Here is a 17,268-nt window from a genome sequence, read left to right as displayed (position 1 = left end):
CAGGCATTGTGGTGGAACAGGTGCATACCTGTTTCAGGACTAGACAAATGTCTTTATTGAGGACCGTCCAGTAGAACCCATTGCTGGTTTTGCACGCTGACAAGCGCACGGGCGCGTTCATCGTGCCCGAAGTGGTCAGTTGGGCTTAAGTTGTAAACTCCATGGGTGCCGGCAACGTTGTCGGTTTTTTCAAGCTGATCACGCAAGCTTTGACGGAACTCGGGGCTTCCGGGCTGCGCGGCTTGCAGTGCACCCGGAACTGCGGCTTCCACCAGGCGCATGGCGTCATACAAATAGGCGCCAAAAGGAGAAAGGCTATTGGGACCAAACTGTGCTTCATAGCTTTGGGCGTATTGGCTCGCGATAGCCTTGGAGGGATGATTGGCCGGTAGCTTGTCCCACACCACTACCGGACCGACGGGCAGGATGGCCCCATCGAGGGCTTTGCCCCCGATCCGCAGGAAGGCGCTATTGGCAGCGCCATGAGTGTGGTAAATCGCGCCCTTGTAGCCGAGCCTGCGCAGTTCGGTATGGGGCAGCGCAGCAGGAGCGCCGGCAGCACCGATCAGCACTGCGTCAGGTCGTGTGCCGATCACTTTCAACGCCTGGCCACTGACAGAGGAGTCAGTACGGTTGAAACGCTCATCGCGCACCAGTGTGATACCGGCTGCGGGAGCCAGTTCGCCGAGGGCCTTGAACCAGTCCTCACCCCAGACGTCGTTGAAGCCGATGTAGCCCAGTGTTTTTACGCCGTTGTGCTGCATGTGCTCGATGAGCGCCTTGGCCATGAGGGTATTGGTTTGAGCGATCGTGAAGATCCAGCGATTTTCGTTGTTTGGCGGGACGTAAGGAGCAAGGGCGATCTGCGCTGTGCTGCTTTCCTTGGCGACTTGGGCGACCGCCGAGGAGGTTGGCACCGTGGTGGAACCGATCAGCAGGTCAACCGCATTTTCGCTCACCAGTTTGCGAGCGTTTTTGGTGGCCGCGGTACTGTCGCTACCGTCGTCAAGGACGATGTAATTAACGGTTTGACCGGCGATCTGTTTGGGCAGTAGTTGCACGGTATTACGTTCTGGAATGCCCAGAGAGGCACCGGGTCCGGTTGTCGAAAGGATGATGCCGATCGAGAGGTCGGCATGAGCGGCTGTTGTCATCGATGCAGCTAAAAACAAGGCGATGTGGCGTTTCATGGAAGCTCCAGGTGGTTTTGTTGTTGTTCTATGTGCGGGGGACTTTGATCAGCAGGTTTTTGCTTTTATCAAGCATCGACCGCCTCGGTTTTTGGGGGGCCGAATGTAGTGGGTTTACGGCCGAGGTAGGTCTCAACGACTTTTGGATTCTGCGCCAGGTCTTCAGCTCGACCTTCCAGAACCAATTCGCCTAGTTCCATGACATACCCGTAGTCCGAAATCTTGAGCGCAGCTCTTGCGTTTTGCTCCACCAAGAGAATCGAAACGCCGCTGCGCCGCAGGTTCTCGATAATCGAGAACGTCTCGTTGATCACCCTCGGAGCAAGACCCAGGCTGGGTTCGTCGAGCATCAGCAATCGGGGTTTGCCCATCAATGCGCGCCCAATGGCAAGCATCTGCCGCTCGCCGCCGGAGAGGGTGCAGGCTGCCTGCTGGCGACGTTCATGCAGTCGCGGAAATAACCCGAACACCTCATCGAGGCCTTGGGCGTGATCCCGCAGCCCGCGACGATGGCGGCTGAACGCGCCCAGTCGCAGGTTGTCTTCCACGCTCATCGGGCCGAACAGTTCGCGGCTTTCCGGCACCAGCGCCATGCCCATGCCAACACGTTGCGCAACGCCCTTGTGGGCCAACAGCGGTTGGCCCAAGTAGCGCACTTCGCCGGTAGCGGGCAGCAAACCCATAAGGGCTGCCATCAAGGTGGTTTTACCCGCTCCATTCGGGCCGATCAGGCTGACGATCTGGCCTTCCTCGACATGCAGGTCGAGCTTGCGCACGGCTTCGACCTTGCCGTGACTGACCGATAGATTACGTACTTGCAGTAGATGGCTCATTCCACCCCTCCGAGATAAGCGGCCAGCACCGCCGGGTTGTCCTGTATTTCATCGGGGGTCCCGGCAGCAAGACGCTGGCCGAACTCCATCACTACGACGTGGTCAGCCAGACGCATGACGAAGTCCATGTCGTGCTCCACCAACAGCACGCCCAGGCCTTCGCGGCGCAGTTGTTCGAGCAGACCGGCCAACGCTTGTTTTTCGCCATATCGCAGACCCGCCGCGGGTTCGTCGAGGAGCAACAGCAAGGGATCGCTGCACAGGGCACGAGCGATCTCGACAATGCGCTGCTGTCCCAGAGCGAGGCTGCCAGCAGGGGCATGAATGAATTGACCCAATCCGACGCGTTCGATTTGGCGCGCAGCTTCGGTCAGGATCCGTTTTTCCTCCTCGCGCTCTGTGTGCAGCAGTGAACGCAGCAGCCCTGCGCTTGCCCGGCTATGGGCGCCCAGCGCGACATTTTCCAGAACACTCATTTCCGGTAGCAGGCGCACGTGTTGGAAGGTGCGGCTCACACCCAGCCTGGCGATTTTGCGTGGCGGGAGGCCGTCGATGCGTTGACCCAGAAACAGGATCTCTCCGGCAGTGGGAGGCAGTACCCCGGACAACAGATTGAACAATGTGGACTTGCCTGCGCCGTTCGGGCCGATCAGCGCTGTGATTTCGCCTGATTTGACCGATAGGCTCATATCATTATTTGCGACAAGCCCGCCGAAACGCTTTACCAGGCCTTCGGCTATCAGCAGCGGGGAGCCATTCGTGGGTGGCTGGCGCCGCGGCAATGCAGTTGCATCGGCGAGGGGCAGGATGGAAGCGCGAAGTGTCGGCAGGCGATTGCGCAAAAGTGGCATCAAACCTCCTCGGGCATACTGCAGTACAAGAATCACCAGCAGACCGAAGAAAATCATTTCGAAGTTGTCGGCATGCCCGAACAACATCGGCAACACGTCTTGCAGCACCTGCTTGATCAAAGTCACAAGCGCCGCGCCAACCAGCGCTCCCCATAGGCTCGCAGTGCCACCCAGGACGATCATGAACAGGTATTCGATACCCATGTTCACCGAAAAAGGTGTGGGATTGACCACTCGTTGCATGTGCGCATAGAGCCAGCCGGATAGCGAAGCAAGCAGCGCTGCCAGCACGAATGCGATCAATTTGCTGCGTGCCGTGTCCACCCCCATCGCCTCGGCCATGCCGCCAGCTTCCTTGAGACTGCGGATGGCGCGCCCCTGACGACTGTGCAGAAGATTGTCGAGCAGCCAGATGCAGGCGATCAGCAAGACTCCGATCAGAAGGCTGAAATCCGCTGCGCTGTCGATCCGCCAGCCAAACAAAGCGATGGTTGGCAGGTCTTGAATGCCGCCAAAACCTCCCAGCCCCGGCAGATTGCCAAACAGGTAATAGATCGCCAACCCCCAAGCCAGGGTGCCAATGGGCAAGTAGTGACCCGCCAGGCGCAAGGTCAGCAGGCCGAGTACCAAGGCAACAACAAGGGTCATACTCAAGCCGGCCAGAAGCCCTAGCCAGGGTGATAACCCCAGTGTGGTACTGAGTACTGCGGTGGCATAAGCCCCGATGCCGACGAATGCTGCCTGGCCGAACGACGTCAGGCCGCAGACCCCCGTCAATAACACCAGGCCCAACGCAACCAGGCTGTACAAGCCGATGTAGTTAAACAGGCTGACGTAAAAGGACGGCAATATCTGAGGGGCGATACCGGCCGCCAAGAGCAGAAGAAACAGCGGTATGAGACGACGGGCCATTAGTGTTGCTCCTCAATGTTGGGGTGTTTCAGCGAGAGCCAGAGCAACACGGGTATGACCAGTGTAAAAACGATGACCTCCTTGTAAGCCGATGCCCCGAAGGTCGCGAAACTTTCTAGCAGGCCTACCAGGAAGGCACCTGCGGCGGCCAATGGATAGCTGATCAGACCGCCAATGATTGCGGCAACGAAGCCCTTGAGGCTGATGAGGAAACCGGAGTCGTAATACAAGGTTGTCAGTGGGCCGATGAGGATTCCGGAAATTGCCCCAATGAAGGCTGCCAGCGCAAAAGCGCTTTTGCCGGCGAGTTGAGTGGGAATGCCCACCAGTTGCGCGCCAGTGCGATTGAATGCGGTGGCTCGCAGGGCTTTGCCATACAAACTGTGGCCAAAGAAAACGTAAAGCAGGCCGATCAACAGCAACGCACAACCAACCACCAGCAGACTTTGCAGGCTGATCGAGAGTTCACCGAGCATCAGACCGGCATCACTGTAGGCCTCAGTTCGTACCCCTTCAGCACCGAACATCCACAGGGCGGCCCCGATCAGCACGATGTGCACAGCGACCGAAATGATCAGCAGCACTAATACCGAACTTTGGGCAACGCGCTGATAGACCAGCCGGTATAGCAGTGGTCCCAACGGTGTAACGATCGCCAGTGCAACAATGATTTTTATCAGTCCTGGAAGGCTTTGCAGGTCAAAAGTGCTGAGTATTACAAGCAATGCAAGTGGCAGTGCCAGGTAGCTGAGCGCGATTCGTGGCAATTGCCATGGTTGCCGCTGTTTCAATGCGATTGCACTGTCGAGCAGGCATGCCGCGATTGAGCAACCGATCAACAACCACAACGTGCCGGGCAAAAGTCCGGACTGGAGCGTGGCTAGTGTCAGGGCGCTGAAGGTCACGAACTCGCCCTGGAAAACCAGGATCGTGCGAGTAACCGAAAACACCAGAACCAGTGCCAGAGCCACCAATGCATAAATAGCGCCTGTGGTCAGCCCGTCCTGGGTAAGAAATGCCAGAATTGAAAAGTCCATGAGTGACCCTCAGTGGAATGCGAGCAGGACGGATGTGGCTTCGGAGTGCGGAGCGCTGTAGGTGCAATAACCGGAAGGACTGTTAGGGAGAGGCGCCGCGGCCATTCGATTTCGATGTGTCGGAACGTCGTATCCACGCTGCTGCATGATCAGTAATCCAATGTTGTTGTTCTTGTTGGGGTGGGCGGGCGCGGCCAGGCGCCGTTCGGCCAGGCGCTGCCTGGACTACCAGAGCGCCAAGGTGTAATCGATGTTCACCCGTGTCTCGTTGTCATCGCGGAAGGAAGCCGCCGGGGCGAAATCGTTGCGATACCAGGCATGACGCAGACGTACGCTGACCCCTTTGAAAGTGCCCGACTGCACGACATAGGACAGTTCGACATCTTTTTCGCTTTCACTGAGGCCATCGCCACCCAAAGCCGTCGGCAGTTGGATATTGCTGCCTTCCAGGTAGCGCACCATGCCTTTGAGGCCCGGCACTGCGACGCCCGCAAAATCGTAGTCGTAGCGCACTTGCCAACTGCGCTCCTTGGGGTTGAGGAACTCGGAACTGAGCGACCCTTCGGACACTACCAGGGGTTCGGTCCCGGTCAGATAAGGCATGGCGGTAGCGCCGTTGAGTTGCATATAACCGGCCCCCAGGCTGTGGGCGCCCACCGAATAAGTGAACATCATCCCCAGATTGCGGTTGTCGACATGCCCAGCCTTGGCCGCGCCGTCTTCCCCTGTGATGAAATAGCGCACATCCGTCTTCAGCTTCCCGGGACCGATAGGCTGTATCTGCTCAAAGCCGAAGTAGTCCTTGCGATACATTTCGTCCAGCACAGCGTGGTAGTACTTCAGGGTCAGGCTATCGGACCATTTGTAATCACCGCCCAGAAAGACGAACCGGTCCGATTCTGCGGTGGGGTTGAAACGACCGTTGGGCGATGCGACGGTCATTTTTTGGTAACTGGTGGAATCGCGCAGATTAATGCGGTCCAACCAGCCTGCATTCAACGTCAGGTTGTCCAGATCCTGCGAGCGCAAATAGGCACCACGAAAGGTCTGCGGCAACAAACGCGTGGGGCTTGCGAAGGCGATTGGCAGAAACGTACTGATGGTCCCGGCTTGCAGTTCCGTCTTCGAGATTTTCATTTTTCCAGTCAGGCCAAGCTCCGAGTAATCGTCGCGAGGTTCTCGGCTGGGCACGTCGTACGGCAGCAAACCTGTGCCAGTACGATCCGGCGATGAATCGAGCTTGACGCCCAATAGCCCCACGGCATCCATACCGAAACCCACATGTCCCTGGGTGAACCCTGAACTGTATTTGAGAATGAAGCCTTGGGCCCACTCGCGGGCTGCCGATTGCGCGGACGTGCCTTTGTAGTCGCGGTCGAAGTAGTAATTGCGCATCGTCAGACTGGCTTTACTGTCTTCGACGAAACCGGCTGCCCTTACTTGCCCAGCAAGAACGGAGAGAACAAAACAAACAGCGATACTCGAGGGAACGCGAACTTGAGCTTTCATGGTTTTCTCTATTTTTATTAGTATTGAACGGGTCCTTACTGCTGGCGTGTACCTGCCCCCGAACCTGTTGAGCGACCACGCAGGCGTGCCCAATAAAGTTCGGGTGTTGCTCGTTCTAATCCGTTAGTTAACGTTGTTGCGGTTATACGAATGCATCAGCGTAGAAATTGGTTTCCAGCAACTCTCGCTGCCCGATAAAGTCTCGACGGGCGGAATCCACGACGATCGGTGCTCCACAGGCATACACTTCAAAACGCTTCAACGAAGCAAAGTCGGACAGGACCTGCTGGTGTACAAATCCGCAAGCGCCTTGCCACTGACAGGCATCATTCGGTTCCGAGAGCACCGGGATGTAGTTCAACCAGGGTAATTCGGCCTGCCACTTGAGCAACTGCTCGTGATGGTAGAGATCCTTGCGCTGCCGGCCACCCCAATAGAGATAAACCGGACGAGTGTTATTACCCTGTTCACGCAGTTGCTCCAGCAACGCCTTGATCGGCGCAAAACCGGTACCACTGGCGAGAAAGATCATCGGTTGATCGTTCTCACGCAGATAGAAAGAACCATAAGGGCCTTCCAGACGAAGCAGTTCGCGCGGTTTCAATGCATTGAATACATGCCCGCTAAAACTGCCCCCTGGCATATGACGGATATGCCACTCAAGTTGATTGTCCACTGTCGAACGTGTCGCCATCGAATAACTACGACGGGTGCCGTCCTTGAGCAATACTTGCGCATATTGGCCGGGGTAATAATTGAACGTGACCGTCGGCGGCAACATTAGTCGCACGACGATGACATCGTCGGCGACCTTTTCGATGCTGGCCACGCGGGCGGCCGTCTGCTGAATCGAAATACCGCGCAGTTCGGTTACTTCCGGAGCATCGATGACCAGGTCCGAGGTCGCCTTGGCACAGCAGAACAAGGCGAGTCCGGCAGCACGTTCCTCTTCGCTCAGAACCTCCAGCGGACTATTGGCATGATCGACACTGCCGCTTACCACCCTGCCCTTGCAACTGCCACACGTCCCTTCACGGCAGCTGTGCTTTAGCATCAGCCCGTCCGCCAACGCACCATCCAGGATGGTCTTGCTCGCATCCAGATCGAATTGTTGCCCAGCTGGTTGAATATCTATGTGATAGGTCATGGCATTTGCTCATTCACTGTGTGATGAAAAATTAACGGCGCTGGGCCGTCAGCAGGTCGAGCGCGACGTCGACGATCATGTCTTCCTGGCCGCCGACCATCCGGCGTTTGCCCAGTTCGACGAGGATGTCGAGGGTCTTGAGGCCATACTTGGCGGCGGCGATTTCAGCGTGGCGCAGGAAGCTGGAATAGACGCCGGCGTAACCCAATGCCAAGGTCTCTCGATCGACCCGAACCGGACGGTCCTGCAGTGGGCGCACGATGTCGTCGGCCGCGTCCATCAACGTGTAAAGGTCGGTGCCGTGGTTCCAGCCCAGACGCTCGGCGGCGGCAATGAACACTTCCAGCGGCGCATTACCGGCACCGGCACCCATGCCGGCGAGGCTGGCGTCGATGCGGTCGCAACCTTCCTCGACGGCAGTGATCGAGTTCGCCACGCCGAGCGACAGGTTGTGGTGAGCGTGCATGCCGGTCTCGGTTTCCGGCTTGAGCACGGCTTTGAAGGCACGGAAACGGTCGCGGATGTCCTGCATGTTCATCGCGCCACCGGAGTCGGCCATGTACACGCAGGTGGCGCCGTAGCTTTCCATCAGCTTGGCCTGCGCGGCCAGCTGCTCGGCCGGGATCATGTGGCTCATCATCAGGAAGCCGACGGTGTCCATGCCCAGCTCACGGGCGTACTCGATGTGCTGTTTCGACACGTCCGCTTCGGTGCAGTGAGTGGCGATGCGCACCACTCGCGCTCCGGCGTTGTACGCGGCTTTCAGGTCGTGCACCGTGCCGATGCCAGGCAACAACAGGGTGGTGATCTTGGCGTGGCTGATGACGTCGGCGGCCGCTTCGATCCACTCCAGGTCGGTGTGCGCGGCGAAGCCGTAGTTGAAGCTCGACCCTTGCAGACCGTCACCGTGGGCGACTTCGATCGAATCAACCTTGGCCTTGTCCAGGGCGCGGGCGATGTCCTGCACGTTCTGCAGCGAGTACTGGTGACGCACCGCGTGGCTGCCGTCGCGCAAGGTCACGTCGGAGATGTAGAGTTTCTTGCCGGGATTAATAGTCATGTCGGTTTCCTCAGGCGTTCAGCATCGACTGCGCCATGCGCTCGGCGGTGGCCAAGGCTGCGGAGGTCATGATGTCAAGGTTGCCGGCATACGCTGGCAGATAATGGGCGGCGCCTTCGACTTCGAGGAACACCGAAGTCTTGAGCCCGGAGAATGTGCCCAGGCCGGGAATGTGCAGCGGAGCGTCTTCAGGGATGACGTCGAATTGCACTTTTTGCTTCAGGCGATAACCCGGCACATAAGCCTGTACGGCTACGGCCATCTCGAGAATGGACGCCTCGACCTCAGCCTGATCGGCTGCCTCGGACAACACAAACACCGTGTCGCGCATCATCAACGGCGGTTCGGCCGGGTTCATCACGATGATTGCTTTGCCCTTGGCCGCACCGCCAATCGCTTCGATGGCCTTGGAGGTGGTTTCGGTGAACTCGTCGATGTTGGCGCGAGTGCCGGGGCCGGCAGATTTGCTGGCAATCGAGGCGACGATTTCCGCGTAGTGCACCTTGGCCACGCGCGACACGGCCGCAACCATCGGGATCGTCGCCTGACCACCGCAAGTGACCATGTTGACGTTGAGCTGAGCGAGGTTCTGCTCCAGATTGACCACCGGCACGCAGTACGGGCCAATGGCCGCGGGCGTCAGATCAATCAGGCGGATGCCGGGTTTGATCGAGCGCAGGAACGCGTCGTTCTTTACATGGGCGCCCGCCGAAGTGGCATCGAAGACGAAGTCGATGTCCTTGAACACGTCCAGGCGGGTCAGGCCTTCGACGCCTTCGTGGGTGGTGGCCACGCCCATGCGCTGGGCGCGGGCCAGACCATCGGAGGCCGGGTCGATACCGACCATGACCGCCATTTCCAGGTGTTCGGCGTTACGCAGGATCTTGATCATCAGGTCGGTGCCGATGTTGCCGGAGCCGATGATGGCGACTTTCATTTTTCTGGAACTCATTTTCTTTCTCCATAAGCTTCGTCGAGAAGGATCACGGCCGGGTCCAACGTCTCGGCATACAGACGCTTGACCGCATCAGCACGCAGGCCCAGTGCAGCGCGTTGGTTGATGTAACCTTTGTCAGTAATCTCCCCATCATCGAGGCTCGGCGGTGAGTCGAGGATGACCATGCGCACGGCATGCTGCGAGGACGCAGGAAACTGCTGGGCCAGTGTTTGCAAGCCCGCACTCAGGGCCCTGCGAACGGCAGGTTCCAGAGCCAGTTGCTCAGCGGTCATGCGCTTGCCGGGGGCTCCGGCCAAGGCGCGCAACGCCGGCGTCGGATAGATCAATGCGCCGATCACGTCTCGATCGTGACCGCAAATGACAGAGTCAGAAGCGTAAGGCGCCAAGGCACTCACCAGCCGTGGGCGCAACGTGCCGACGGAAACCCACGTGCCAGTGGTCAACTTGAAGTCTTCAGTGACCCGACCATCAAACACGATGCCTTTCTCCGGGCGCTCGGGATCGAGCAGTCGACCGGCATCGCCAATCTGATAGAAGCCCTGTTCATCGAACGCTTCAAGGCTGCCTTTCGAGTCATTGAAATACTGCTGAAACACTGAGGGTCCGCGCACACGCATTTCCAGCTTGTCGCCGCTGGGCACGAACTTGATCTCTACGCCCGGTACTGGCAGGCCGATGTTGCCTGGCTTGTCCAAACGGTAATGAACATTGGTGAGCACTGGAGAAGTCTCGGTCGCACCCCATTCGCTGGTAAAGAACAGGGGCTTGTCCCGCACCTTTTCCGCACAGGCCATCAACCGGTCCCACGTGTTCTGTGGCAAAGCCGCAGCGGCATAGAACAGCATGTCCAGGCGACCGAAAAGTGCTTGCGCCAACTCCTCGTCGCGCTCCAGATAAGGCAGTAGCGCTTCATAGCCACGAGGGACGTTGAAGAACACCGTCGGCTGGACGGATTTGATATTTTCCACCGTCCGCTCGATGCGCCCGGTCACCGGCAAACCATCATCGATATAGAGCGTGCCGCCATTGCGCAGCACCATATTGAAGTTATGGTTTGCGGCGAAGGTATGACTCCATGGCAGCCAATCCACCACGACCATTTCGCTGCCTTCGAGGAAGCGCCAGCACTGGGCGATCGATTGCTGATTGGCGCACAGCATGCGATGGGTATTGATCACCACCTTGGGCGTGCCAGTGGAGCCGGAAGTCAGCATATAGCGGGCGGGGACATCGCCATCGAGGCGCAGATAGGTCTCCATGACCTGCGCACTTTCGACCCGGTAAATCAGGGGCAGCGGCAGCGCGCCAGGAACGGCCTGGGCGTTGCGCGCAACCACCACGGGACAGTCCGGTTGAATCAATTCGATGGCGCGGCGATAGGTGTCGCCATCGTTGATGAAGATCAACGCCGGTTGCAACTGCGCCACGATAGACTTGAGCTTGCTGCAGCCGCTCTGTGTATTGCGCGAATAAGCGACCGAAACGGTGGCCACCGCAATTCCGACATGCATGGCCGCCAGTGTAATCAATGCCTGGTCGATGTCGTTTTCCGACAACACCAGCACCGGTCGACCGGGCACCGTATCGAGCTCCAGTAAACCCTGAGCCAGGGCGCCGACGCGTTGGCGAACCTCGCTGTAGTTCAAAGTGAACCAGACGCCATTGCGACGCTCGGCCAAATATGGGCGCAGTGGAGCCTCGCGCGCCCATTGCTCCAGCCACTCGCCGATACAACGCGCATAGGGTTGCAGTTGTTCACCGGATCTCAGTATGAAACTGCCCGCCTCTCCTGGCTCGAGAATCACGTGAGCAGGGGCCAACTTGGCAGGATCGTCAAAAAAGTCGTACACGGCACGCCCTCACGAGATCAACAGACAGGGCTGCAGTCTCATCATCATTATTTTTGTTGTTACGAGTACCGGTTCAACAACCCGGCCCCCTGTCGCATGACACCAAACGGTCAGCGCATCACGCTCATACGAATCGGCAGTTCACTTCACCCAGTCGGGTCAGTTTCAAGCGCAGGCTGTCACCGGCAGTCACCGGCACCATGGGGCCCAGGGCTCCGGATAAGAGCACGTCGCCTGCGCGCAATGGCCGGCCAAATTCGGCCATGGTCCGCGCCAGCCACAGGCAGGCATCCAGCGGGTTGCCGAGGCAGGCTGCGCCCACACCGATCGACGCCTGAGTGCCATTTTTTTCCAGCAGCATGCCTTCCAGCGCAAGGTCCAGATTGGCCAGGCGCACGGGACTCTTGCCCAGGACGTAGAGGCCAGAAGAAGCATTGTCGGCCACCGTATCGACCAGGGTGATTTTCCAGTTCTCAATTGCCGAATCGACAATTTCCAGCGCCGGCACCAGGTACTCCACTGCGCTCATCAGCTCGCCCAGTGTTGTGTCCGGATTGGGCAAGTCACGCCCCAGTACGAAAGCGATCTCACCCTCAGCCTTGGGCTGAATCAGGCGAGAGCTGTCAATGGCCTCACCATCGCCGTATTCCATATCGGCAAACAACATGCCGAAGTCTGGCTGATCGACGCCCAACTGCTCTTGCACGGCCAGCGAGGTCAAACCGATTTTACGCCCGCTGAGACGGCGACCGGCGGCCAGCGCGACCTGGGTATTGAGTTCCTGTACGGCATAAGCGTCAGCCAGAGTGGAAATCTGGAAGCGCTCGGAGATACGACCGCACGGGGTTCGTGTCATGCGCGCTTGCGCCAGAACCGAGGCGGCAGCCTGGATGGAATCGTGGCTCACGGAATAACTCCTCAATAGATGGTGATGGACGCTCAATGCGAGCGGTGCTGACTTGCCAGGTAACCCTGATGCAGCTCATCGACCAACTCGACGACGCTGTAGCTGCGCTTTATCTGCCCTACTCCCTGACCGGCCGACCACACGTGTTTCCAAGCCTTGTTGGCAGAGGCGATGTCACCGGAAAAATCGATGGCGGTACGGTTGTCGGCGGCTGGGTCGATACCGGCCTTTTCCAACGAGGGTTTCATCCAGGTGGCGAGTACGCCACTGACCGCTTTGGTTGTAGTTACGTCATCCATGGAGCAGTCCACCAGCATGTCTCGGTAGGCGTTTTCGGCCAGGCTCTCGTGGGCCGCGACCAAACGGGTGCCCACCAGAGCGAAATCGCAACCCAGGACTTGCGCCGCATGGATGTCGCGCCCATTCGAAACAGCACCGGCCAGACCGAGTGGCCCGTCCCAGAACTCACGGACTTCTGCGACAAAGGCAAAGGGGTTGTAGCTACCGGTGTGGCCGCCAGCACCGTTACAGACCAATACCAGACCATCGACACCCGCATCGACTGCCTTGCGTGCCAAGGCCGGAGTGATGACGTCAGCGATCACTACGCCGCCATAACCATGGACACTGTCCAGCACACGCCTGGGGGTGCCCAAGGCCGTGGAAACGATCGGCGGCTGGTAGCGTTTGACCAGTTCCAACTCGGATTCGAACCGATTGTAGGTGCTGTGCACGATCATGTTCAGCATCCAGGGTGCCCAGACCTGGCCTTGTGTTTTGGCGGCCGCACGCTCGACAACAATCTGCGCCAGCCACTGGTCCAGTTGCTCTACGGTACGCGCATTGGGTGCTGGCATGCTTCCGACAATACCTGCCTGACAACAGGCATTGAGCAGCTGCGGCCCGGAGACCAGGAACATCGGAGCGGCCAGGATAGGCATCGGTAAACCAGCGAACAGATCCAGCAACTTCTGTTGGGGGGCGCTCAAGGAACGGCTGTAGACGCTCATCGGTCATTTCTCTTGTTATGGGTACAACTACACGTCTGTCTTCAGACCTTTCTGTGACTGGCCGCGCCCGGGCTGCGAACTTCCCAGCCACCATCGCTATGGATGATGTTGGCGGTGGTCAACCCGGAGTTTTCACTTGAGGCCAACAGCACATAGTGCCCCGTGTGATCCTCGGGTTCAGCGATGCGCTGAAGCGGAACCGCCTGCGCAGCGCCTTGCTCGAAACCCGGGATCTGGTTGAGCGGAACACTTCGCGCATTGAGCCCATCGAGACTCTTCATAGGCGTATTGGTCGCCCCTGGCGCTACGCCATTCACGCGGATATCCGGTGCCAGTTCGTAGGCCAGCTGACGGATCATGCCGACCAGCGCATGTTTGGCGGTCACATATAGAATGCCTCCACCGCCAGCGTAGAAAGCACTGTTGGAGAGGGTGAAGATCATGCTGCCGCGACTGGCGCGCAAGGCATCAGTACTGCAACGTGCGCCCAGCATGTAGCCCTGAACATTGATGGCGAACAAGCGCTGAAATGCACTTTCAAAATCTTCAGGGGCGATGCGGTCCAGGCAAGTGAAGTAATCAAACACCGCCGCATTGCCGACAAACGTGTCGAGCTTGCCGAACGCATTCAGTGTGGCCGCCACCGCGCGTTGATTGTCTTCATATTTCGAGACATCGCCCTGCACCGTGATGATGGCGTCGCCCAGTTCGCTGCGCAGTGCGCTCAGCTGTTCGTCGTCACGCGCCATGACGCACACCCGTGCACCTTCGTTCACATAGCGCCGAACGATGGCGCTACCGATGCCGCCGGTACCGCCAGTGACCAATGCTGCTTGTCCTTCGAGCCAACCCATGTGCGTGCCCTCAGAGGAAAGTGTTGATGTTCTTGCACAACAACATCGCGTTTGGAATCAGGATTTTGCGCTTCAATAACTTCAGCCCGTCGGCCTCGCGACGCAGCACATCCTCACGGCGTCCGACCAGTTGATGGGACTCGTCCAGACCTCGGCTGCGGATGTTCATGAAGCACGAGAACGCAATGAACTCGCCTTCCTGTTCACCGGCAAACACCTCGATATTGCTGATCAGGTGAACGTTGCGCGTCGGTGGGTTTTCAGCCCAGGCCGACGGCTGCTTGAACCGCGCCACCCGACGCTGCAGATCACGCATGCCGTCGTCGAAGAAGGCCATGTGTTCCAGCCTGTAGGGGCCCGACTTGTCTTCGCGTCGGCGGTTCTCGATACCGGGCATCCAATAGTGGATGGTCTCGCTGAGCGACTGCAGCCACTCATCCCAGCACTCGTTGTCGAGCAGGCGGGCCTCACGCAACAAGAAGGCCTCGACGGCGCGTGTGTCTTCTAATGCAACGGGTTGTTCCATTGGCAAAGCATTCATCTTCGGTCCCCTCAACGCATCTTGCCGTTACGATCTGGTACGTCCGCCCAGGTGGGCGATTGCAACAGGTCTTTCCAGCGCTGGTAGAACGCACGGGAGTTGCATTCGTTGAGTTGCCCTTTGAACACATTGCCGGGCAGTTCGCTGTTTTCGATGCGTGTGTCCATGCCAAGGCCGACGTACAGATCCTGATAGCGCGTGACCATGCCGCGGCTGGTCTTGGTGCAGTATTCCCAGTTCTCGCCATCGTCCATTTCGAACACGCCGGTTGGGGAGAAGGTCATCATCGCGCCACGGCGCCATTTGTCCTTGATGTCCTGCGGCGCATTTTTGTTGACGATGACCCAGGTAAACAGCTCGATCTTGTGTGGCCCGCGCGGTTGCCAGATGCGAACCGTGTTCTGCCCCGGCAAAAAGGAGAAGTTGGGGAACACGGTGAACGATGAAATCGAACCGATCAGCTTGGAGCGGAACTCGCCCAGACGCTCCGCCACTTTCGGGCGCAATACGTGCAGGTATTTGTTGATGTCTTTCTCGCCCAGGGTAGCGGCGTTGCCCACCACATCGGTGGCGAATTCGTAGCCGTGGCCATTCCAGTTCACCGAGTAGGACTCGGGAAGGTCGCCGACATTGGCCACCGGCCCACCCAGCATCGCCTTGGCCGCGGAATCGTGAGTCCAGCCACCGTGGAGAATATCGCCGACGAAATTTTCCGCCGCGACTTTCCAGTTGCATTCGATGGTGGAACGAATACAGCCACCGAGGAACTCACTGCCGCCCTCGTCCATGTCGAGCATGACATCCAGGTACCAGGTCATCGGCCCCAGGTAGTCTTCAAGTGTCGGTGCATCGTCGGCAAAAGTGGCAAACACCAAGCCCTTGTAAGTCGCAACACGCGCTTCGCGTAGTCCATGTTTGGACTTGTCGAAATTACTTTCCTCATAGCACTTGGATTCATGCATACCCAGCAACCGGCCGCCATCGGCGCCGAATGACCAGCCGTGGTAGTTGCAGATAAAGCCCCGTGCATTGCCCGCCTCGGCGAAACAGATCTTGTTGCCACGGTGTGGGCAGGCATTGAGGAACACCTTCAGCGATGCGTCCTTCTGACGTACCACCAGGACCTCGTCCTCGCCCATGCTGGTGGCGAGATAGTCACCAGACTTCGGCAATTGCGATTCATGGGCCACGAACAGCCAGCAACGCGCGAAAATCTTCTCGAGTTCCTGTTCGTAGATGGCCTGGTCCCAGAACACCTTGCCGGACAAGCGGCCTTCCTCCATGTCGCACACCCGATCAAGGTTCGGCAGGCTGGGTGTAGGCTCAATGGTTCTGAGTGGTATGTGTTTGCAGTTATCCATTGCTCTAGACTCACAAGGAATACGGTGGGAAAGACAGGCCTTGGTACTGGGCGTCAGGCGTCGGCCAAGGCGGCATCGCTGGCATGTTCGATATCGGCATAGACCTCTTTGTCAGTGACGATGATCCGATACGTGCGAAGGTGCTTTTCACAGGGAAAAGTCACTGCCTTGCCCGTTGGAATGTGAAACTGCCCCCAATGCACCGGACAGGTGATCAGGTCGTCTTCCAGATCGCCTTCTGCCAGGGAGGCCGTGGCGTGTGTGCACATGTCCGAGGTGGCATAGAACGTGCCGCCCAGGTTGTACACGCAGATAGCTTCGGCAGCGCCATGGCTGACTTTTTTCAACTCGCCCGGCGACAGTTCATCGCGCTGGCACAGCAATACACGGCTCATGACCACTCCTCCGCGGAAAACAACTGCAAGAAACCCAACCCGGTGACCCAGGCAGGTACGGCTTCATAGGCGATGACTTCACCGGCCGGATTGGCGACGGCAGCCATGGCACAGGCGAAATTGCGGATTTCCATGGCGCCATTGCCGGCTCGACGCAAAATCTCTTCATCGGAATAGGCGCACAGCGCTTGCAGATCGCCGTTGACGCCATGGGCGAGAATCTCCCGGTCGAAGTCCTCGGCAACCCGGCCCATTTCCGCTGTCCCTACCCAGTGACTGATTCCGCCGCTACCGATAATGACGACGCGCTCGTCAGCATCGAACGACTCCACCGCAGCACGGATCTGGCGACCCAGGTCGGCAGCTCGCTTAAGCGAAATGTAAGGATCCACGCCACAGGCCAGGTACACAGGAATAGTCGGCAACTCTCGACCGAGAAGTTTCTCTGCCGGCTTGACCGTCAGTTGATGTGGAATCGAGAACGAGTGATCCACAGTGAAGCTGCGTGCCACCGTCCAGTCGATGCCCTGCCCCTCGCCATGCGAGACGATATGCCCGGCCAGTTTTTCCTGGTTGCGTACCACTCCTCGCTCCAGCCCCGGCAAGCGATCCAGTGGACCATCGACATCACCGGTACCGATGACATAACGAGGCAGGCACTGGGTGCCGAACAGGATGTAATGATCGCAGCCCACGATGATCACCGAGGTCGGTGCCAACTGCGCCAGGCGCTGAGCACATTGCTCGTATGCACCCCAGACAGCATCACCCTGGGCCGGCGACGGCGCGTTGGGGGCGACGAACATGACCGGGTCATGGGGCATCCAGAACCCCCCTACTATCTTGCCCATCG

At 58.5% G+C, this 17,268-nt stretch carries 16 protein-coding genes; all 16 read right to left on the bottom strand.

Features of this window, described 5'->3' with window-relative positions:
- Positions 1–53 precede the first annotated feature (53 nt).
- The gene (locus tag QMK50_RS24445; protein WP_223503002.1) at positions 54–1,190 is read right to left on the bottom strand and encodes an ABC transporter substrate-binding protein; all 1,137 of its coding nucleotides are present in this window, start codon (positions 1,188–1,190) and stop codon (positions 54–56) included.
- A gap of 68 nt (positions 1,191–1,258) precedes the next feature.
- On the bottom strand, positions 1,259–2,023 hold the full coding sequence (locus QMK50_RS24440; RefSeq protein WP_320334200.1) for an ABC transporter ATP-binding protein: 765 nt from the start codon (positions 2,021–2,023) through the stop codon (positions 1,259–1,261).
- Positions 2,020–3,786, bottom strand: a complete 1,767-nt coding sequence (locus tag QMK50_RS24435; RefSeq protein WP_223503006.1) for an ABC transporter permease subunit — start codon at positions 3,784–3,786, stop codon at positions 2,020–2,022. The genes QMK50_RS24440 and QMK50_RS24435 overlap by 4 nt, the downstream gene beginning before the upstream one ends.
- Positions 3,786–4,823, bottom strand: a complete 1,038-nt coding sequence (locus QMK50_RS24430; protein WP_223503008.1) for a branched-chain amino acid ABC transporter permease — start codon at positions 4,821–4,823, stop codon at positions 3,786–3,788. Before QMK50_RS24430 ends, QMK50_RS24435 begins: the two co-directional genes overlap by 1 nt.
- Positions 4,824–5,048: 225 nt before the next feature.
- The gene (locus QMK50_RS24425; protein WP_320334199.1) at positions 5,049–6,332 is read right to left on the bottom strand and encodes an OprD family porin; all 1,284 of its coding nucleotides are present in this window, start codon (positions 6,330–6,332) and stop codon (positions 5,049–5,051) included.
- Between the two features lie 142 nt (positions 6,333–6,474).
- Complete coding sequence (locus QMK50_RS24420) at positions 6,475–7,479, bottom strand: CDP-6-deoxy-delta-3,4-glucoseen reductase (protein ID WP_223503012.1); 1,005 nt, start codon at positions 7,477–7,479, stop codon at positions 6,475–6,477.
- A gap of 31 nt (positions 7,480–7,510) precedes the next feature.
- Complete coding sequence (dmpG, locus tag QMK50_RS24415; protein ID WP_320334198.1) at positions 7,511–8,539, bottom strand: 4-hydroxy-2-oxovalerate aldolase; 1,029 nt, start codon at positions 8,537–8,539, stop codon at positions 7,511–7,513.
- 10 nt (positions 8,540–8,549) lie between these two features.
- Positions 8,550–9,491: an acetaldehyde dehydrogenase (acetylating) gene (locus QMK50_RS24410; RefSeq protein ID WP_320334197.1), complete on the bottom strand. Its 942-nt coding sequence runs from the start codon at positions 9,489–9,491 to the stop codon at positions 8,550–8,552.
- Complete coding sequence (locus QMK50_RS24405) at positions 9,488–11,347, bottom strand: feruloyl-CoA synthase (protein WP_320334196.1); 1,860 nt, start codon at positions 11,345–11,347, stop codon at positions 9,488–9,490. Before QMK50_RS24405 ends, QMK50_RS24410 begins: the two co-directional genes overlap by 4 nt.
- A 124-nt stretch (positions 11,348–11,471) precedes the next feature.
- A complete protein-coding gene (locus QMK50_RS24400; RefSeq protein WP_413787328.1) occupies positions 11,472–12,203 on the bottom strand; it encodes a 2-keto-4-pentenoate hydratase in 732 nt (243 codons plus the stop codon).
- An 83-nt stretch (positions 12,204–12,286) separates the two neighbouring features.
- The gene (locus tag QMK50_RS24395; RefSeq protein WP_320334194.1) at positions 12,287–13,264 is read right to left on the bottom strand and encodes a nitronate monooxygenase; all 978 of its coding nucleotides are present in this window, start codon (positions 13,262–13,264) and stop codon (positions 12,287–12,289) included.
- Between the two features lie 41 nt (positions 13,265–13,305).
- Entirely contained in the window at positions 13,306–14,118 is an 813-nt protein-coding gene (hcaB, locus tag QMK50_RS24390) for a 3-(cis-5,6-dihydroxycyclohexa-1,3-dien-1-yl)propanoate dehydrogenase (protein WP_320334193.1), read from the bottom strand.
- A 10-nt stretch (positions 14,119–14,128) separates the two neighbouring features.
- Positions 14,129–14,659, bottom strand: a complete 531-nt coding sequence (locus QMK50_RS24385) for a 3-phenylpropionate/cinnamic acid dioxygenase subunit beta (RefSeq protein WP_320334192.1) — start codon at positions 14,657–14,659, stop codon at positions 14,129–14,131.
- An 11-nt stretch (positions 14,660–14,670) separates the two neighbouring features.
- Positions 14,671–15,942, bottom strand: coding sequence for an aromatic ring-hydroxylating oxygenase subunit alpha (locus tag QMK50_RS24380; protein ID WP_320334191.1), 1,272 nt, complete (start codon positions 15,940–15,942; stop codon positions 14,671–14,673).
- Positions 15,943–16,073: 131 nt separating this feature from the next.
- Positions 16,074–16,415, bottom strand: a complete 342-nt coding sequence (locus QMK50_RS24375) for a non-heme iron oxygenase ferredoxin subunit (protein WP_320334190.1) — start codon at positions 16,413–16,415, stop codon at positions 16,074–16,076.
- On the bottom strand, positions 16,412–17,266 hold the full coding sequence (locus tag QMK50_RS24370) for a protocatechuate 3,4-dioxygenase (RefSeq protein ID WP_320334189.1): 855 nt from the start codon (positions 17,264–17,266) through the stop codon (positions 16,412–16,414). Before QMK50_RS24370 ends, QMK50_RS24375 begins: the two co-directional genes overlap by 4 nt.
- Positions 17,267–17,268 lie beyond the last annotated feature (2 nt).

This window comes from Pseudomonas sp. P5_152, from assembly GCF_033989915.1.
In the GTDB taxonomy this organism is placed as follows: domain Bacteria; phylum Pseudomonadota; class Gammaproteobacteria; order Pseudomonadales; family Pseudomonadaceae; genus Aquipseudomonas.
The sequence above is the reverse complement of the archived record's forward strand: the minus strand, read 5'-3'. Positions and strand labels throughout refer to the sequence as shown.